The organism is Pantoea sp. X-Soil-ISGK-259 (assembly GCF_059730705.1).
The window spans coordinates 1,675,159-1,694,397 of the sequence record NZ_AP035986.1 but is presented as its reverse complement, the minus strand read 5'-3'; the positions used below and the strand labels follow the sequence as shown (position 1 = coordinate 1,694,397).

The following is a 19,239-nucleotide window of genomic DNA, read 5'->3' as shown; positions in this document are numbered from 1 at the left end:
TATCGTTATGGCAGGGTATGAAGTCCCGGATGTTGGGCTGGCATTACCAGATAGTGAATCCACCATCGATCATTAAATCGGCACCGGTAATCATGTCGCTGCCGTTACTGGCGAAGAACAGAACGGCGGCGGCAATTTCATCGGTATAGGCAAAGCGGCCCAGCGGAATCAGTTTTTTCATCTGCTCGCCCTTTTCGCCGCGCCAGGCTTTCTCGCCCATAGGCGTCAGCACCACGGTGGGCGACAGGGTGTTCACGTTGATGCGATGCGGCGCAAACTCTTTGGCCATCACTTTGGTCATGCCCAGCAGACCTGCTTTGGCGGAGGTGTAGGCGACATGGTTATCGATAGCGATGGACGCCGCCTGAGAGGCGATATTAATAATTTTGCCGCCCGCACCGGCACGGATCATCAGCTTTGCAGCTGCCTGCGAGCAGAGAAAAGGCCCGGTAAGATTCACCGCGATCTGCTTCTGCCACTCGGCAAAATCGGTTTCAATCACGGGTTGCAGCATCACGTAGCCCGCGCAGTTCACCAGGATATCGATGCGGCCATAATGTGAAACGACCGCGTCAAACGCCTCTTCCACCGATGCGGGATCGGTGACATCACAGCAGACAAACTGCACCCGATCGGCCGCAAAATCCGCCTGCAGACTGGCAACCTTCTCCGCTTCAAACGGCGGATAGAGCAGAGCCAGACGCGCACCCTTCTCCAGCAACATGCCATTCGTCGCCATGGCGATACCGCCCAGACCACCGGTCACTACCGCCACTTTGTCAGCCAGATTCATTGCGGTATCTACGCCGTAGCGCAGGTTTACGTCATATTCGCCACTCATCCCACTCTTCCCCTCAGATTTTTGCTGATGCGGTTGATTCATTCATTTTCGAACAAAAATATATGCTATCGAAAAGAAATGATGTGTGGAGCAGATCAAATTTCGACCATCTGCCTCTCAAAGCCGCTTATCTGATTGAAAAGACGTGATCTGGCTTCCAGTCCCGAAATAAAGCCGCACTGCTGCAATCGGGAAAGCATGAGAGATTCAATAACATGCGGATTGTTAATTTTCGTTCGAAAACCAATGGCCTATCTGGCTATCTCGCATTCATAAAAATGGCGCGTTAAACTCAGCCACAGAGACCTTGTTTGCCCGACCTCTCAGGTTATTGGAAAAGGGAGCATTTCGATTGAAAAGCAAAAGTGAGCAGTTCGCTGACATGCAGCAACGCCGCGAGAAAATTCTGGAGATGATCCGTGAGGATGGCACGGTCACGGTCAAAGCACTGACGGAGACCTTTGGCCTGACCGAAGCCACATTACGCAGCGACCTGCGCATGCTGCAGAAACAGGGCTTTGTGCAGCGCTACCACGGTGGCGCAACGCTGATGACGGGCAAGCAGAATACCGGGGCGATGCTGCTGGAGCGGCAGACCCATCTGGAAGAGAAAGAGGCAATTGGCCGGCTGGCGGCGCAGCATATCGAAAATGGCGACACGGTGATTTTCGATTCCGGTACCACGACCACCGCGATTACTGACGCCATCAGCCACATCCGCCGTCTGTCAGTGGTGACCACGGCAGTCAATATCGCCCTGAAACTGGGTGGCGAGCCGGGGATCAATATCCTGCTGACCGGCGGCACCTTTAAATTTCCGACGCTCTCCACCTCAGGCGAGAAAGCGGCCAGCTTTTTTGAAAACGTGCTGGCTGAAAAACTCTTCCTGGCGACCGCCTGCATCTCGCCGCGTCTGGGCCTGAGTTTCCCCAGTGAAACGGATATCAAAGTAAAACTGGCGATGATCAAATCCGCCAGCACAGTGTATGTGGTGGCCGACTCCAGTAAAATCGACAAGGTATCCATGTTCGCGCTCCCCTGTGACTGGAGCAACATCCACTACCTGATCACCGACAGCGGCATCAGCCCCGCGCAGGTCAAAGCGTTTGAAGCTCTGGGCGTAAAAGTGCTGGTGGCCCCACTGCCGCTGAAGCGGGCGATGTAATTTAAAATTCGCACCCCGCTAAAGTGAGTGATTCCAGAGCGGTGAGACCCGAAAATGTGAGGCACAGGTAAGCGCGGACATTTCAGTTAGCCACTAAAAACCCCGCACCATCACCAACAGTGCAGGTAAGGCCTGCCTGAAGAGCAACGTGTGCGAGCCAGGGAAGGCGAGCCCAATCCGCAGGGATGCGGGATCCCTTTGCGATCAGGCAGGCCTTTCCTGCACGCCGCACCGGCTCACCCAAACAATCCCGCATACTCGCAGACCTGCATCAGCAAAACCCCGCACCATCGCCAGCAGTGCAGGTAAGGCCTGCCTGAAGAGCAACGTGTGCGAGCCAGGGAGGGCGAGCCCAATCCGCAGGGATGCGGGATCCCTTTGCGATCAGGCAGGCCTTTCCTGCACGACGCACCGGCTCACCAAACCCTCCCAGCCTGCTCACCCGAACAATCCAGCATACTCGCAGACCTGCTCCAGCAAAACGCCGCACCATCGCCAACAGTGCAGGTAAGGCCTGCCTGAAGAGCAAAGTGTGCGAGCCAGGAAGGGCGAGCCCAATCCGCATGGATGCGGGATTCCTTTGCGATCAGGCAGGCTTTTCCTGCACGACGCACCGGCTCACCAAACCCTCCCAGCCTGCTCACCCGAAAAATCCCGCATACTCGCAGACCTGCTCCAGCAAAACCCCGCGCCATCGCCAACAGTGCAGGTAAGGCCTGCCTGAAGAGCAAAGTGTGCGAGCCAGGGAAGGCGAGCCCAATCCGCAGGGATGCGGGATCCCTTTGCGATCAGGCAGGCCTTTCCTGCACGACGCACCGGCTCACCCGCTCATCAAACCCTCCCAGCCTGCTCACCCGAACAATCCGCAGGGATGCAGGATCCCTTTGCGATCAGGCAGGCCTTTCCTCCGCAACGCATCTCTCCCCAACTCCCCCACCCCGAACCTGCAAATCCGCCCGATAAAACCGCACCACCTCACCCACCACCAGCAGCGACGGCGACACCGGCTGATCCCGCGCGACCGTCTCCGCCAGCCCACCCAATGTGGTAATCAGCACCCGCTGATCCGGCCGGGTTCCCTTCTCAATAATCGCCACCGGCGTCTCCGCATCCCGTCCCTGCGCCTGCAACTGCGCACTGATCGACGCACTCCAGCTCAACCCCATATAAAACACCAGTGTCTGATTCTCTGCCGACAGCGCAGCCGCATCCAGCTGCGGCTCGCCACTCCGGCCATGACCGGTAATCAACCGCAAAGACTGCGCACAATCCCGGTGCGTCAACGGAATGCCGCTGGCCGCCGCACAGCCCACCGCCGCGGTAATCCCTGGCACCACCTCACAGCGAATCCCGGCCTCCTGCAGGCTCATCATCTCCTCGCCACCCCGACCAAAAATAAACGGGTCGCCTCCCTTCAGGCGGATCACATTGCGCCCGCTACGCGCCAGATCCACCAGCAACTGATTAATCTGCGCCTGCTTCAGCCCATGCTGCCCCGGCTGCTTACCCACATCAATGCATAACGCACTCTCCGGCACCTCTGCCATCACCGCTTCACTCACCAGCCGGTCATACACCACCACCTCTGCCCGCTGCAGTAAACGCAATGCTTTCACCGTCAGCAACTCCACATCACCAGGGCCTGCACCGACCAGCCACACCACACCCTGCGGCTTTGTCACACCGGCCGGAGCCAGTAACTTATCCAGAGAATCAATTGCTCGCGTCATCATTCCTCCACAACCACATCGGACAGCAATAACTGCTTCAGCTCCGGAATACAGGAGCCGCACTGTGTGCCGCACTTTAGCTTCTCGCCTAACGCCTGAGTAGTGCGACACCCCTGCGCCATCGCCTGCAAAATCGTCTGCTCACCCACCGACATACAGCTACAGATAATCCGTCCCGCTGCACGCCGCTGCATCGCCTGCCCCGCCAGCACGCTGTGCCGCCCGGCTGCATCCTGCGGCGCATCCGCAAACGCTGCCGCAACAAACGCACTATCCAGCGACGGCAAGGCGCTACCGGCATAAAATGCCAGCTGCAATGCACCGTCGCGCCATGCCAGCAACCGGTAATCAGCGCCGCTGCCAGTGGCGACCTGCACGTCACAGCCTGACAGATCAATCTGCTCTGCCAGCCACGCCTGCGGCGATCCCGCACCCGCCACGGCATAGCGCTGCACTGCCGGATAAGGCGCGCGCGACCAGTAACGTAATCCCGCGAGCGGCGCAATCTCACGCTGCCAGAACCAGCCCTGCCAGGTCACCGCCAGAGGACGAATCCGTACCGGCGTCTGCTTCAGCGCAGGCTGCCCTGAAAACGAACAGGCCTGGCCGGCGATCAGCATATCGACGTGACTCTGCTGACTGAACTGCCGGTTCCAGTGCATCGGCACAAACAACTCGCCGCGCCGCATCCCCGCATCAATACGCACCCGGGCGCTGATCCAGCCCTGCGCAGACTGCACCCGCGCCAGAACGCCCACCGTCACGCCATACTGCGCGGCGTCAGCAGGATGCAGCGCCACAAAGGGCTCATCGCAATGCTGCATCAGACGCGGCACCAGCCCGGTACGCGTCATGGTATGCCACTGATCGCGCACCCGACCGCTATTCATCAGCAGCGGGTAAGCAGAATCTCGCCGCGGCAGGAGAGGCGTGGCCGGGACAAGCAGACGGGCTTTACCGTCCGGATGGAAAAAGCGGCGATCGCCAAACAGTCGGGCGCAACCCTGTGGAAAATTACAGTTCACCGGCCACTGCACCGGACGCAGTGCATCCCATTCAGCCTGACTCAACTGCGCCAGCCCGCTGATATCAAACGCGCGCTGGCCATGATTTTCAAAGCCCGACAGCGCGGCATGCTCACGGAAAATCTCCGACGGATGCTGCCAGTTGAAGCCCTCACCAAAGCCCAGCCGCTGCGCCACCTGCGCCAGCAGCCACCAGTCAGGCCGTGCATCACCTGGCGCGGCGGCAAAAGCGCGCTGACGCGAAATACGCCGTTCTGAATTTGTCACCGTGCCGTTCTTCTCACCCCATCCCTGGGCCGGCAGCAGAATATCGGCAAAGGCGCTGGTATCGGTCTGCGCCATCACATCCGACACAATCACCAGCGGGCAGGCCGCCAGCGCCTGCGCTACGCGATTCCCCTCCGGCATCGACACCGCCGGATTGGTGCCCATAATCCACACCGCTTTCACCTCGCCTGCCGCAATTGCCCTGAAAAGGTCCAGTGCGGTCAGCCCCGGCTCGCGGGCAATCGTCGGGCTGCGCCAGAAGCGCTGCACCCGATCGCATTCTGCTGCCGTAAAACTCATGTGCGCCGCCAGCTGATTTGCCAGGCCACCCACTTCACGTCCGCCCATCGCATTCGGCTGTCCGGTCAGCGAAAAAGGTCCGCAGCCCACGCGCCCTATTTTACCCGTCAGCAGATGCAGATTAAGAATCGCCTGGTTATTGTCGCTGCCGGTGACGGACTGATTAATCCCCATACACCACAGCGTAAGTACACGCTCATGCTGGCTGAACAGCTGGAAAAAATGCGCGACCTGCTGCTCCGTTAAATCACAGGTATCAGCCACCCGCGCCACATCCCACTGCGCAGCAGCGGCCAGCGTTTCATTCACGCCATTAAGGTGAGGCAACATGCTGCTATCAAGGCCATCGTGCTGAGCCAGCCAGTGCAGCAGACCGGAGAACAACGCCGAATCACTGCCGGGCCGGAGCGGCAGGTGGAGATCGGCCTGGTCACAACTTGCCGTGCGGCGCGGATCAATCACCACAATTTGCATTGCAGGTCGTTGCTGCTTTGCCTGCATCAGCCGCTGCCAGACCACAGGATGCGCCCAGGCAGCATTGGAGCCAACCAGTAACACCAGATCGGTCTGCTCCAGATCCTCATAGCAGCAGGGCACCGCATCGGCTCCCAGCGCCCGCTTATAGCCGACCACCGCCGACGCCATACAGAGCCGTGAATTGGTATCGATGTTGGCGGCACCGATGTAGCCTTTCATCAGCTTATTGGCGACGTAGTAATCCTCTGTCAGCAGCTGGCCGGAGCCATAAAATGCCACTGCCTGCGGACCATATTGATCGATCACCGCACGCAATCCCGCCGCCGCCGCATCCAGCGCCGCATCAAGGCTGACCGGCTGGCCGTTAACTTCGGCGGTCAGCAGACGCCCCTGCGACGTCAGCGTCTCACCCAGCGCCGCCCCCTTAACGCACAACCGGCCCGCATTGGCCGGATGCTGCGGGTCGCCAGTCACGGTTGCCTGATGAGGTCCCTGCGGCGTGACGCAGACGCCACAGCCGACGCCGCAATAGGGACAGGTGCTGTTCATGATGCCTGCGCCAGCTGATTGAGCGGACGATTTGCCAGCCAGATCTGCCCCGCTTCGAGCTTCACCGGCCAGCAGCGCAGCTGGTGCTGCGGATTATCCAGACTCTGGCCGTCACGCAACCGTATCCGCTGCTTGTAAAGCGGAGAGATCACCACCGGCTCACCGCCGACATCGCCCAGGATCCCGCGCGACAGCACGCTGGCGTCGCTGCCAGGTTCGCGATCTTCCAGCGCAAACAGCGCGTCACCCAGACGGAACAGCGCGACACGCTCACTGCCAAGTCGTGCGCCAATCCCCGCCTCTGGGGGAATCGCCTCCAGCGCACAGATAGCACTCCAGGGCTCAGCGGGCAGTTGCAGCAGCGGACGCGCGGCCACGGATTCAGGCTGACGCTGTCCGCGTACCCGGCTGTAGTGCAGGGTTTCATCAGCGTGGTCGCTGTTAACCGTTGGCGTAAACAGCGCACGGCGCGACGGGTCCGCCAGCGTGGTCTGCCACTCACACTGGTACGCGTCAACCACCCGCTGCATCTCCTGCTCCAGCGTCGCGCCCAGCCCGAGGCTATCCTCAATCACGACCTGCCGCAGATAATCCAGACCACCTTCCAGATTGTCCATCCAGACACTGGTACGCTGCAGCCGATCGGCGGTACGGATGTAAAACATCAGCAGGCGATCGACATAGCGCAGCAGCGTCGCGTCGTCGAGATCGCTGGCGAACAGATCAGCATGGCGCGGCTTCATCCCGCCATTCCCGCAGACGTAGAGGTTCCACCCCTTTTCAGTGGCGATCACCCCGATATCTTTGCTCTGCGCTTCTGCACACTCGCGGGTACAGCCCGAAACCGCCATCTTGATCTTGTGCGGTGCGCGCAGCCCCTTGTAGCGGTTCTCCAGCGCAATGGCGAAGGCGGTCGAATCCTGCACGCCGTAGCGGCACCAGGTCGATCCCACACAGGACTTCACCGTTCGCAGCGATTTGCCGTAGGCGTGACCGGTTTCAAAACCCGCTTCCAGCAGCGTCTGCCAGATATCCGGCAACTGGTCGAGCTGCGCACCAAACAGGTCGATACGCTGCCCGCCGGTGATTTTGGTGTAGAGGTCGTAACGCGCCGCCACCTCGCCAATGGCGATCAGCCCCTGCGGCGTGATCTCGCCTGCCGGAACGCGCGGCACCACGGAATAGGTGCCATCTTTCTGGATGTTGGCGAAGTAGCGGTCGTTGGTGTCCTGCAGCGGCAGATGCGCCGGTTTCAGCAGATAATCATTCCAGCAGGAGGCGAGCAATGACGCCACCAGCGGCTTGCACACTTCACAGCCGTTCCCCCGACCGTGCGATGCCAGCAGCGCATCGAAGGTTTTAAACTCGCCAGCCCGCACCAGGTGATACAGCTCCTGGCGTGAATAGCTGAAGTGGTCGCAGACATCTTTTTTCACCTCAACGCCGAGATTTTCCAGCTGAAACTCCATCACCTGCTTCACCAGCGCCGCACAGCCGCCACAGCCGGTGGCCGCTTTGGTGCAGCTCCTGATGCTGCTCATCTCACCGCAGCCCCCTTTCACCGCCGCGCAGATATCGCCCTTGCTGACGTTGTGGCAGGAGCAGACCTGGGCGCTGTCCGGCAACGCCGCGACGCCGGGCGCTTTTGGCGCACCGGCAAGTGCAGGCAGAATCAGGCTTTCCGGTGCGGTCGGCAGCGGTAAGTCATTGAGCATCATCTGCAACAGCGTGGCGTAATCGCTACTGTCACCCACCAGCACGCCGCCCAGCAGCCGGGTGCCCTCCGCAGAGACCACGATTTTCTTGTAGATGCCTTTTGGCCCGTCGGTCCAGTGATAGTGCTGGCTGCCCGGCGTGCGGCCGTGAGCGTCACCAAACGAGGCGACCTCCACGCCCAGCAGTTTCAGCTTAGTGCTCATGTCTGCACCGCTGAATGCGGTGGGTTCAGCCGCCAGATGTCCGGCCAGCACCCGCGCCATCTGATAACCCGGCGCGACCAGGCCAAAGATCTGACCGTTCCACAGCGCGCATTCGCCGATGGCAAACACGTCGTCATCGCTGGTCTGGCAGCGATCGTTAATCTCAATGCCGCCGCGCGGTCCCAGCGTCAGACCCGCCTCACGCGCCAGCTCATCGCGCGGCCGGATACCGGCGGAAAACAGCACCAGATCGCCGGGTAAACTGCTGCCGTCGGCAAAGCGCAGCACCACGCTGCCGTCAGGCTGTCGCTCAATCAGTTCGGTCTGTTTCGAGGTGTGAACCGTCACGCCCAGCGCATCGATCTTCTGACGCAGCATCAGCGCACCGCCCTCATCAAGCTGCACCGCCATCAGGCGCGGCGCAAACTCCACCACGTGCGTTTCGAGCCCGAGCTGCCGCAGCGCATTCGCCGCCTCCAGACCCAGCAGGCCGCCACCAATCACGATGCCGCGCTGGCTATGGCGGGCGCAGGTGGCAATGGCATCAAGGTCGTCCAGCGTGCGATAGACAAAGCAGCGATCGCCGTCGTGGCCCGGCACCGGGGGGACAAACGCGCGTGAGCCAGTCGCCAGCACCAGCTTATCCCAGGCCAGTTCACTGCCCGTGCTGTCACGCAGGCTGCGCTGCTGGCGGTCGATCGCGACAACCGAATAGCCACTCCGCAGTTCGATACCGTGCCGGGCAAAGAAGTCCCCGTCGACCAGCGACAGGTCGTCGGCCGTTTTGCCGTTGAAATAGTCCGACAGATGCACCCGATCGTAAGCCTGCTGGCGCTCCTCGCCATAAACCACGATGTGATAGTGCTGATGCATTTCGCGGGCAACCAGCTGCTCAAGAAAATGGTGACTGACCATGCCGTGACCCACCACGGCTAAAACCGGTTTACTCATTTCAGGACTCTCTGCAGCCTGTGGCTGCGGTTCAGGTTGATCGTGATCGAACAGGGCAGCGAACGTGACAGGTTCGGCGTGCTGAAGACGCTCCATCAGCGCAGGCCCTTGCCGGGTGTCGCCAGAAAGCAGCACGCCACAGAGGCGGCCATGACGAAGAAAAAGACGGCGATAGTCGCCAGAGATCGGGTCAAAACTGCTGATAGAGGGCGCCTCACTGACGTCGCCCGCGCTGAACAGTGAAATGCCACTCACTTTGAGGCGTGTCGCCAGCGGCTGGCTGACAAAATCCGCCAGCGGCGATCCGGCCAGTTGCGCCGCCAGAATCTGCGCCTGCGCCAGACAAGGCGCGACCAGACCAAAGGTTTCGCCCGCGATTTCACAGCACTCACCCACCGCGTAAACTCCAGGAATGGCACTGCGCAGCTGACCATCCACCAGAATGCCGCGCTGACACGGCAGACCCGCCGCCTGCGCCAGCGTTATCCCGGGCTGAACGCCGATGGCGATGACCACCTGTGTGGCGGCAACGTGGTGGCCGCTGGTCAGCGTCACACCCGTCTCGTCAATCGCCACAAGTCCGCTGTTGAGTTCACAGCGGATGCCGCGCTGCGCTAATGCCGTCAGCAAGAGCTCGCCCGCTTTTGCATCCAGCTGGCGATCCAGCAGCCAGGGTTTGTGGTGGACCAGCGTGACATCACGGCCACGGGCGCGGAGTGCTGCTGCCGCTTCAATACCCAGAAAGCCGCCGCCCAACACCACCACCGGTCCCTGACCTGCCAGCAGTTGCCGGACGTCAGCAATGCTGCGAAAAACCCGGACGCAATCCGCATCGATGCCAGGAATCGCGGGCAGACGAGGCTGCGAACCGGTGGCAAACACCAGTTGATCCCAGCTGAGCTGGCGCCGATCGGTCTGCACAGTACGCGCGGCAAGATCGACCTGCAGGACGGTTTCACCGTTCAGGAGCGTGACGCCGTGCCGCTGATACCACGCCTGATCGTGGATCAGGGTGTCACTGAAGGATTTTTCACCGGCCAGCACCGGCGACAACAGCACGCGGTTGTAGTTGCCGTGCGGCTCGCGGCCAATGACCGTGATGGCGTAACGCTGCGGCGCACGTTGCAGCAGGCTCTCCACCATCTGCATCCCCGCCATGCCATTACCTATCACCAGCAACCGTTGCCTCATGGTCTGCTCCTTATGCCGCCGTGGTCTGTTTTTCATAAAGAAAATGCAGCACTTTCTGGCGCAGCTGGTGGTAGCGCGGCTCATCCGCCAGCGCGACCCGCGAGCGCGGACGCGGCAGATCAACAGTCAGGATTTCGCCGACCTGTGCTGCCGGGCCGTTAGTCATCATCAGTACCCGGTCGGAGAGCAGCACCGCTTCATCCACGTCATGGGTGATTAGCACGATAGTGGTATTCAGCTCCTGCTGGATACGCATCACGCTGTCCTGCAGGTGGGCGCGGGTTAACGCATCCAGCGCGCCAAACGGCTCATCCAGCAGCAGCACGCGCGGCTTCATCGCCAGGGCACGCGCAATGCCAACGCGCTGCTTCATGCCACCCGAGATTTCGCCAGGCCGCTTGTGCATGGCGTGGCTCATCTGTACCCGATTGAGGTTGTGTTCGATCCAGTCGCGCATCTCCGCTTTGTTGAAGCGCCCTTTAAACACCTGCTGCACCGCCAGTTCAACGTTCTGAAATGCCGTCAGCCACGGCAGCAGCGAATGGTTCTGAAACACCACCGCACGCTCCGGACCCGGTCCGGTGATTTCGCGGTTATCACACAGCAGTACGCCGCTGCTGGGACGGGTTAATCCGGCAATCAGGTTCAGCAGGGTCGATTTGCCGCAGCCCGAATGGCCAATAAGGCTCAGGGTTTCGCCTTCGCGGATATCAAAACTGACGTTGTCCAGGGCCAGGAACTCGCCGCTGGCGGTATTGAAACGCTGGCTCACCTGCTGAACGCGAATAATGTGTTGCTGCATGATGTTCTCCTTATTTTTCCCAGCTGAAACGACGCACCAGCAGCATCAGACCCTGCTCCAGCAGGAGCCCGACCACGCCGATAATCAGAATGGCGATCAGAATGTTTGCCACGTTGAGGTTGTTCCACTCGTTCCAGATCCAGAAACCGATGCCCAGACCACCGGTCAGCATTTCGGCGGCGACGATCACCAGCCATGCGATGCCGATAGAGAGACGTACGCCGGTGAGCACCGCAGGCAGCACGGCGGGCAGCAGAATCCGGCGCATCACCGTCCATTCAGAGAGCTGTAACACCCGCGCGACGTTGAGGTAATCCTGCGGAATGCGCTGCACCCCTTCGGCGGTGTTGATGATCATCGGCCAGATGGAACAGATGAAAATGGTCCAGCTGGCGGCTGGCTCGGCGCGCTGAAACAGCAGCAGTCCAATCGGCAGCCAGGCCAGCGGGCTGACCGGGCGCAGCAGAGCGATAATCGGATTGAACATCCGCGCCATAAAGGTAAAGCGTCCCAGCAGAAAACCGGCCGGAATGCCCACCAGCGCGGCCAGGCCGAAGCCGATGGCGACGCGCTGCAGCGAGGCCATTACATTCCAGCCGATGCCCTGATCGTTGGGGCCATTGCTGTAGAACGGGTCAGCGAACAGAACCTGTGCAGCCTGCCAGGTCGCGTAAGGCGAAGGAAACGAGGGTTCAAACAAGGCGGCGATCTGCCACACCAGCAACATCAGCAGCAGGCCGCCCGCAGCCGGAATGCAGCGCTGCAAAAACGGACGCAGACGTGCCGGACGAACGGCGGCTTTCGGGGTGACCTGTAACGGAATTACGGTGGCACTGTCGGGGGTTTGCTCCGGCTGAGCCAGCGCGCGCGCGTCAGTTCTCATAACAACCTCTCTTAACGTTTGATAGCGAAACTGGCGGCGTAGGCGGCAGGATTGCTGCCATCCCAGACTTTGCCGTCGATCAGGGTGCTGCTGCGCATCTCACTGGCGGGCAGTGCAATCTGCCCGACTGCGCTGGCCGCCTGTTTGTAGATGTCGATACGGTTGATCTGGCGGGCCACGGTAAGGTAGTCGGGATCGCTGGCGAGCAGGCCCCAGCGTTTCATCTGCGTCAGGAACCACATGCCGTCGGAGAGCCACGGAAAACTGACGTTGCCGTTGTCGAAGAAGCGCATCGGGTGCGCGTCCTGCCAGGACTGCCCCAACCCGTTCTGATACTGGCCGAGCATTCGCCCCTGTAGCGTCTCCACTTTGGTGTTGATCCAGGCCCGCCCGGCTAACACCTGCGCGGTTTCACGGCGGTTATCGTCTGAGGCATCAATCCAGCGCGCCGCCTCCAGCACCGCGGCGGTCAGCGCGCGGGCCGTATTAGGATTCTCTTTCACCCACTGCGCGCGGGTGCCGAGCACTTTTTCCGGATGCTCCGGCCAGATCTGCTGGCTGGTGGCGGCGGTGAAACCGATGTTGTCGCTGATGGCACGCTGGTTCCACGGCTCACCGACGCAGAAGCCGCTCATGTTGCCAATCTTCATGTTCATCACCATCTGCGGCGGCGGCACGACCACGGTGCGCACATCGTTAAACGGATGAATGCCGGCATTAGCCAGCCAGTAGTAGAGCCACATAGCGTGCGTGCTGGTGGGAAAGGTATGCGCGAAAGTCAGGCTGCCTTTGGGACTGCCATCCACGGCTTTTTTCAGGCTGACCGCATCGGTGACACCACTGGCTTTCAGCTGGTTCGAGAGGGTGATCGCCTGGCCGTTGTGATTGAGCGTCATCAGGTTCGCCATGTCGTGCTGCGGTCCCGCCACACCCAGCTGCAGTGCGTAGATCATGCCGTAGAGCACATGCGCCGCATCCAGTTCACCGGAGGTCAGCTTGTCGCGCACCGCCGCCCAGCTCGCCTCTTTGCTGACCGCCAGCGTCAGGCCATACTTCTTGTCGAAGCCTTTGACCGACGCCATGACCACGGGCGCACAGTCGGTAAGCGGAATAAAGCCCACCCGCACCTGCGGCTTTTCTGGCGCATCGGAACCTGCCGCCCAGACTGCATTTCGTAATCCCGGAACGATCCAGGCCGCACCCAGTGCAGCACCGGAGATCAGCGCCTGACGTCGTGTCAGTGAAAAAGGCGTTTTGCTCATCATGTTGCCCCTGAACAGAAATAAAAAAGGCGTCCTCCGACAAGCCGAAGCCTGCGGATGGACGCCTTTATCCAAAGCACTGACCCCACCGCCATTGGCGGGAGCAATGCGTACTCTCTGTAAGGTTAAAGCAAAGGGTGTGCCAGATCGCCGAAGCCGCGTGAATGCCGATCTGCGGGAAGAGGCTGGTGATAAATTAACCGTTTTTGCACGTTTCTGACGCAGATCACGCACAAACGCTGTGCAGCTACCTCATCCGGGTTAGGTGTTCAGAGTCTTCGCCACCGCCAGCACCGCCTGCGCGATCTCCAGTACCCGCTTATTCTGATTCATCGCACTTTTGCGCAGCGCCTGCCAGGCCGCCTCTTCGGTGAAACCCTGCTGCTGCATCAGCCAGTGCTTGGCCTGATCGATCACCCGACGTTCGTCGAGTGAGGCACGCATTGACGCCAGCTCATTCGTCTGCTGCTGCAAACGCTGCGACTGTTCTCCAATCAGCGACAGCACCGAGCGCCCGAGTTGCGGGGCAAGGCCGTCACTGTTGAGCGCAGCTGCACCATGCAGCCAGTCAGCGCCGGAGACATAAAGCGAAAAGTTGCTGTCGCCCTGTACCATCGTGAACATCGGCTGTTGGTGCGCCTGATCAATCGCTTCACGACAGCGCTGCATCAGCGTAGCTGTCAGGGCATCCTCAAGGGTTTTCATCTGATCGAGCCGCCTGGAGAGCAGAGAAAACCAGTGGAGTGCGCCGGTCTCATCACAGGGCCCTCCGGTACAGGCGATGCGCCGCAGACGTTCAATGTCCCGGCTGGCCTGAGACAGCGGCTGCCAGCGTTCGCAGATCCCGCTGTCAGCAAATTCCTGGAAAGTGGCAAAACTCTGCTCCTGGGCCGCAATCAGGGCCACCAGCTGGCTACGCTGATCGGGTGTGAAATGACGCGCCGCAAAGCCCGCAGCTCCGATTGCCCGTTCCTGCCCGGCCAGCTCTTTGCCCTGCATAAAACTGAACAGCGCGATAAGCGCACGGGAAATCGCGGGATAGCTTGCCGTGTCGGCGGCTTCAAAGACCAGATTAAGTAAGGTGCGAATAACCTGATTAAACGCGGACATCGCTGCAGCCTGATCATGCTCTCGCTGGCTGATCTGCTCACGCAGCGCGGGTAATCCGTCCAGCGCCTGCAGGGCCGAAGCAATCAGATTGCAAAAGCGGCTAAAGCCAGGCTGCGCAACGGCGGGCGGTAGCGCCCGGTAAAAATGCTGCAGGCTGGCACTGACCTCCTGCTGACGGGCGTGACGTTCGGCGCTGAAGAGCGCGCCATTTGAGCAGATCCAGAGGTTGTTTGCGCCACGTTCCCGCTGCAGTCGATGAACCAGTTCACTGATAGCGGTTATCAACTCACCTGTCTCAAGCAACCGTTGCAGACTGGCAATATCGCTATCACGCGATGCCTGCAGCCATGTCATGGCATTACCCATTGCTCACCTCTGTGCGGTTAAAAGCTTTGAGAAGCAAAAGGCGTGCCGCTTTCGGTAAAAACGCGGACCAGAACAGGGCGTAAATTCTGATTTTGATAATATTCTTAACGCAAATCGATAAAATTTTTCGACAACAAGTTATTAGTAAAACTTAATAGTTTCCAATCGGATTAATTGCATGTCAGAATGCGCGGCACTGTTCTCAGGCAGTTTGTTGCCGCGATAATTCAGTTAACTTTAACTATCATATCTGCTGGCGCTTTTCTGGCTTCAAAACCCGCACGTAAAGTGCCCACTATCACGCATCGGCAGTGGGTGCAATGGTTTGAATTCTCAAAAGTCTTAGGTAGACTAAAAGCGTTACTATCCCGATGTAAACTGACCTTTTTTTGGAACACAGAATTTTGGCACGATGCGGCGCGACAAACAGCGCCTCATGACATCGGGTCCGGCAACATGCAGTTACTTTGATGAGATCACGAGGAACATGGTGAAAAAGAGTCTTGCGTTAACACTGCTGGCGGTCCTTACCCTGGCAGGCTGTAAGGCCCCGCCGCCGCCCGTCACTGACGATACGCTGGTCACCAGCGAAATTAACGGCGTCAAACTGGTCCATCGACACGCTGTCGCGGCACCGACTGAATTTGAACCCGTTAACCAGACCTGGCGCGCGCTCTATGGTGCATCAGTGATGACCTCGCCTGACTACGGCGGCAAAGTCGTTCGTTATCTCGAAACGGGTAAACCCTTTGAAGTATTGGGTAATGTGGAACACAGCTGGCTGGCCATTGCCGACCAGGCTGACGGTCCACTGATCGGCTATGTGCCGCTAAAAGCAGGCGTCGCGAGCGATCGTTATGATGCGACCGTGCAGAGCGACCGTCCCCGTCCCCGCAAAACCAAGCAGGTCTGCGTAGCCGTTGGCGGTGACAGCAAAGCCTGTCGGACTAACGATACCGCGACCTGGATCTTAGACTGAATATGAAATCCGGCGCATATTGCCTGCAGCACCGTCCCGGGCTGTGGGTACAGGGATTAGCCATTGGCTGGAAGATCACTAATTAATGACTGTGGAATCCCCTGCGCGTGAGGCGCCCCCCTCAGGCAATGAGAATCTATTACTTCAGGCTGCGGCGCCACTACTGAACGCGGTAGTACAAATTCGTCAGGCAGCCACACATGACGACCCTGCGGGTCTGCGCCAGTCTCTGATCGATGAAATCCGCCAGTTTGAACAACGCTGTAAACAGGCAGGGCTGCCTTTTGAGATGATTATCGGCGCGCGTTACTGCATCTGCACTGCGCTGGATGAAGCCGCGGCGCAGACCCCATGGGGCACGCGCGGGGTCTGGTCTGGCAACGGCATGCTGGTCACCTTCCACAATGAAAGCTGGGGCGGTGAAAAATTCTTTCAGCTACTGTCACGCATTTCACAGAGCCCGCAGCAGCATCTCTGGCTGCTGGAAGTCGTGCAGTACTGCCTGCTACTGGGCTATGAGGGCCGCTATCGCGGCAGCGAAAATGGTCGCAACCAGTGCGACGGCATCCGTAATCGCCTGAAAAGCCTGATTGATGAAACGCGCGCTCAGCGCCAGACGCCGCAACCGCCACTGGTAGAAGTTCATCCGCTGGTGAGCACTCTTGCCCGTCCCATGGTACCGCTCTGGGCCTGTGCCATGCTGGTCGCGCTGATTGGCTGCCTGATCTACAGTGGACTAAACTGGCGGCTTGGCAATGCCGCCGAACCCCTGCTGCGCGCCATCTATCAGACCCCCCTGCCGCAAATTACCGCGGGCCGCCGACCCTCTTCGCCACAGGCATTGCTGGACCTCCGTCAGCGCCTGAATGATGTGATTGCGGCCGGACAGCTTGAAGTCAGTGACGGCGCCTTTGGCAGCAAAGTGATTATTCCGGCGGACAAACTGTTTGCTGAGCAAGGTACGGTGATCAATCCGGTGGGCCGGGCGCTGCTGGCCCGCGTCTCAAACGCGATGAAAGATGTCAAAGGGACCATCCTGGTCTCGGTGTTTACCGACGATCATCCGGTGGATAACAGCCGCTTTGCCTCCAGCTATGAGTTTTCCTTTGCCCGCGCCCGCACGATCACTCAGCTGTTACAGGTTCAGCTGAACGACGGTCATACCGTTCGCTCTGAAGGCCGTGGCGATAGCGATCCGCTGCTGCCTAATGACAGCAGCGAAAACCGGACCCGCAACCGTCGCGTTGAAATTACCCTGTTTGCCGCGCCTGAAACGCTCAGTAATCATCAAGGAGCACAATAATGCGCGCCTCACTTCGCCTGCTGTTAACACATCGCCTGCTGTGGAGTTTTATTGGCGTTACGGCGCTGAGCTGCCTGGTCTGGATGCTCGGCCCGTTCTGGTCATGGGGCCAGTCACGCCCCCTGGAACCGGTTCTGCCCCGCCAGCTCACCGTAGGTGCGCTCTATTTTCTCTGGATCCTGTTTCAACTCATTCCGTCGCTTTATCGTGCCTGGTTTAACAGTCGCTTACTGACCCAACTTCAGCTGTCGGATAACGACGATCCTGCCGAGCGTCAGATGACAGATGAGCGGCTCAACCAGCGCTTCAGCGAAGCCGCGTTGCAGCTGAAACGCACGCAGTTTGGACGCCGTCACAGCGGCAGTTTACTGTCTCGCTTTAACGCCAATTATCTCTACCAGCTCCCCTGGTATCTGGTGATGGGCGCGCCCGGTGCCGGTAAAACCACCGCGCTGTTTAATGCCGGTCTTGAGTTTCCACTCACTGACACCCTGGGCCAGCAGGCGATTCGTGGCGTTGGCGGCACCCGCAACTGCGACTGGTGGTTTACTGACAGTGCAGTGCTGATCGATACCGCCGGACGGTATGCGTTGCAGGAAAGCCAGCGCGTGCGCGATGCTGCGGAGTGGCACAGCTTTATCAATCTGCTGAAACGCTATCGCACCCGTCAGCCGATCAACGGTGTCATCATGACCATCAGCGTTGCCGATCTGCTGAGTGATTCCGCCGAGGCGCGTTTCGCCCAGGCCAGCGCGCTGCGCGAGCGGATGGCGGAACTGCATCAGCAGACCGGCATTCACTTCCCGGTCTATGTGATGGTCACTAAAACCGACCTGCTGAAAGGTTTTATGAGCTACTTTGGCTCTATGGATAAAGCGCGGCGTGACGCTATCTGGGGCTTCACCTTTAACTGGGATTCGGGTAAGCCGCACAAAGATGACTGGCACCGCAATTTTGGCGAGCAGTTCCAGCGGCTGGAAGAGAATCTCCAGCAGCATCTGTCAGGACAGATGACCCAGGAGCGCGATCTGAACGCGCGTGCAGAGTGCTTCCTTTTCCCGCAGGAGTTTGCCTCACTGCGTCCACTCCTGAACGAATATCTGGATATCGTTTTTTCTGAGCATCAGGATGCGGTCGCCTGGAGCCCGCGTGGCCTGTTTTTCACCAGTGGCACGCAGGAAGGCCTGCCGTTTGACCGGGTGATGGGAGAACTGAGCCGCAAACTGCAGTTACGTCAGGCGGGCGACCACTCCATTGCGGCCTGGGACAGTGTTAACCGCAACAGTCCGATTCCGGGCAACAAAGGCCAGAGCTTCTTTATTCGTGACCTGCTCAGCGATCTGATTTTCAAAGAAAGCGGTCTGGCGGGCAGTAATCGTCGCTGGGAGTACCGTAATCAGCTGTTCCACTGGATTGGCTATGGCGTACTGGCCGGTGCACTTCTGATCGCCTCCAGCCTTTGGAGCCTCAGCTACTATCAGAATCAACATTATCTGCAACAGGTTGCCGCGCGGGTACCGGCGATACGCGAGCAGAGTCAGCAGGTGATTCATCAGCCTGCTGATAATATTTTTGATCTGCTACCCTTTCTGAACAACCTGGTAAAGCTACCGCTCTCAGAACGTTTTTCTCTCGATAATCCACCGCTTACCATGCGGGCGGGTTTATATCGCGGTAGTCAGGTTAGCGATGCCGCCTGGGTGCTTTATCAAAATGCGCTTAAGTCTTTATTGCTGCCGCGGGTAGCACAGCAGATCACTAACATTCTGCGTAACGATCCCGGTGATGATAACGCTTACAGCCGCAATGCGCTGCGCGCCTATCAGATGCTTTATCAGCCGCGAAACTACGATGGCGAATTTTTGCGGGCCTGGCTGCTGCAAAATTTACAGCGTTCACTGCCCGACACAGTAAGCGCCCGCGATCTGCAGCAGCTCGACTGGCACCTGAGCCAGTTGCTGGACCAACAGATTCAGTCATCGCCTTATGCACGGGATAATGCATTAATGATGCGTAAGCTGGCGGAGAATCTGAACATTGCGGGCCAGAAAGGTGACATGCTGGCGGTTACGCCGCTGCACCAGGCCCCGCCATCACACTCGCAAAGCGAGTAACGGTG

Annotated in this window: 12 protein-coding genes; 4 read left to right on the top strand and 8 right to left on the bottom strand. The window is 59.4% G+C overall.

Annotation, left to right across the window (positions count from 1 at the left end; translation table 11 throughout):
- Positions 1–43: 43 nt before the first annotated feature.
- Entirely contained in the window at positions 44–841 is a 798-nt protein-coding gene (locus AC6I77_RS07855) for a GolD/DthD family dehydrogenase (protein ID WP_039660385.1), read from the bottom strand.
- A 352-nt stretch (positions 842–1,193) separates the two neighbouring features.
- Here AC6I77_RS07855 and AC6I77_RS07850 point away from each other — a divergent pair, with 352 nt between their 5' ends.
- Complete coding sequence (locus tag AC6I77_RS07850) at positions 1,194–2,006, top strand: DeoR/GlpR family DNA-binding transcription regulator (RefSeq protein ID WP_039660387.1); 813 nt, start codon at positions 1,194–1,196, stop codon at positions 2,004–2,006.
- An 890-nt stretch (positions 2,007–2,896) separates the two neighbouring features.
- On the opposite strand, the gene cobA is transcribed toward AC6I77_RS07850, so the two are convergent.
- From cobA to AC6I77_RS07815, 7 genes are all read right to left on the bottom strand, one after another.
- Entirely contained in the window at positions 2,897–3,736 is an 840-nt protein-coding gene (cobA, locus tag AC6I77_RS07845; protein WP_140033685.1) for a uroporphyrinogen-III C-methyltransferase, read from the bottom strand.
- A complete protein-coding gene (locus tag AC6I77_RS07840) occupies positions 3,736–6,354 on the bottom strand; it encodes a nitrate reductase (RefSeq protein ID WP_438477040.1) in 2,619 nt (872 codons plus the stop codon). The genes cobA and AC6I77_RS07840 overlap by 1 nt, the downstream gene beginning before the upstream one ends.
- The gene (gene nirB, locus AC6I77_RS07835) at positions 6,351–10,415 is read right to left on the bottom strand and encodes a nitrite reductase large subunit NirB (RefSeq protein ID WP_497816808.1); all 4,065 of its coding nucleotides are present in this window, start codon (positions 10,413–10,415) and stop codon (positions 6,351–6,353) included. Before nirB ends, AC6I77_RS07840 begins: the two co-directional genes overlap by 4 nt.
- 10 nt (positions 10,416–10,425) lie before the next feature.
- Positions 10,426–11,217: an ABC transporter ATP-binding protein gene (locus tag AC6I77_RS07830; protein WP_105099246.1), complete on the bottom strand. Its 792-nt coding sequence runs from the start codon at positions 11,215–11,217 to the stop codon at positions 10,426–10,428.
- A 10-nt stretch (positions 11,218–11,227) separates the two neighbouring features.
- Positions 11,228–12,100 carry a nitrate ABC transporter permease gene (ntrB, locus tag AC6I77_RS07825; protein ID WP_003853116.1) on the bottom strand — a complete coding sequence of 291 codons (873 nt, stop codon included), beginning with the start codon at positions 12,098–12,100 and terminating at the stop codon, positions 11,228–11,230.
- Between the two features lie 11 nt (positions 12,101–12,111).
- Positions 12,112–13,362: a CmpA/NrtA family ABC transporter substrate-binding protein gene (locus AC6I77_RS07820; RefSeq protein WP_033743252.1), complete on the bottom strand. Its 1,251-nt coding sequence runs from the start codon at positions 13,360–13,362 to the stop codon at positions 12,112–12,114.
- Between the two features lie 261 nt (positions 13,363–13,623).
- Positions 13,624–14,838: a nitrate- and nitrite sensing domain-containing protein gene (locus tag AC6I77_RS07815; RefSeq protein ID WP_497816807.1), complete on the bottom strand. Its 1,215-nt coding sequence runs from the start codon at positions 14,836–14,838 to the stop codon at positions 13,624–13,626.
- A 487-nt stretch (positions 14,839–15,325) separates the two neighbouring features.
- On the opposite strand from AC6I77_RS07815, the gene AC6I77_RS07810 reads away from it, so the two are divergent.
- The 3 genes from AC6I77_RS07810 to tssM all read left to right on the top strand — a co-directional run bounded on the left by AC6I77_RS07810 (position 15,326) and on the right by tssM (position 19,234).
- Positions 15,326–15,817, top strand: coding sequence for an SH3 domain-containing protein (locus tag AC6I77_RS07810; protein ID WP_181162208.1), 492 nt, complete (start codon positions 15,326–15,328; stop codon positions 15,815–15,817).
- A gap of 85 nt (positions 15,818–15,902) precedes the next feature.
- Positions 15,903–17,120, top strand: coding sequence for a type IVB secretion system protein IcmH/DotU (icmH, locus tag AC6I77_RS07805; protein WP_003853120.1), 1,218 nt, complete (start codon positions 15,903–15,905; stop codon positions 17,118–17,120).
- Positions 17,120–19,234, top strand: coding sequence for a type VI secretion system membrane subunit TssM (gene tssM, locus AC6I77_RS07800; RefSeq protein ID WP_003853121.1), 2,115 nt, complete (start codon positions 17,120–17,122; stop codon positions 19,232–19,234). Before icmH ends, tssM begins: the two co-directional genes overlap by 1 nt.
- Positions 19,235–19,239 lie beyond the last annotated feature (5 nt).

Coding starts and splice junctions, on each gene's coding strand:
- AC6I77_RS07820 (WP_033743252.1), bottom strand. CDS start 13,362: ATGAGCAAAACGCCTTTTTCACTGACACGACGTCAGGCGCTGATCTCC.
- ntrB (WP_003853116.1), bottom strand. CDS start 12,100: ATGAGAACTGACGCGCGCGCGCTGGCTCAGCCGGAGCAAACCCCCGAC.
- icmH (WP_003853120.1), top strand. CDS start 15,903: ATGACTGTGGAATCCCCTGCGCGTGAGGCGCCCCCCTCAGGCAATGAG.
- AC6I77_RS07815 (WP_497816807.1), bottom strand. CDS start 14,838: ATGGGTAATGCCATGACATGGCTGCAGGCATCGCGTGATAGCGATATT.
- AC6I77_RS07830 (WP_105099246.1), bottom strand. CDS start 11,217: ATGCAGCAACACATTATTCGCGTTCAGCAGGTGAGCCAGCGTTTCAAT.
- AC6I77_RS07855 (WP_039660385.1), bottom strand. CDS start 841: ATGAGTGGCGAATATGACGTAAACCTGCGCTACGGCGTAGATACCGCA.
- AC6I77_RS07810 (WP_181162208.1), top strand. CDS start 15,326: ATGGTGAAAAAGAGTCTTGCGTTAACACTGCTGGCGGTCCTTACCCTG.
- AC6I77_RS07840 (WP_438477040.1), bottom strand. CDS start 6,354: ATGAACAGCACCTGTCCCTATTGCGGCGTCGGCTGTGGCGTCTGCGTC.
- cobA (WP_140033685.1), bottom strand. CDS start 3,736: ATGACGCGAGCAATTGATTCTCTGGATAAGTTACTGGCTCCGGCCGGT.
- tssM (WP_003853121.1), top strand. CDS start 17,120: ATGCGCGCCTCACTTCGCCTGCTGTTAACACATCGCCTGCTGTGGAGT.
- nirB (WP_497816808.1), bottom strand. CDS start 10,415: ATGAGGCAACGGTTGCTGGTGATAGGTAATGGCATGGCGGGGATGCAG.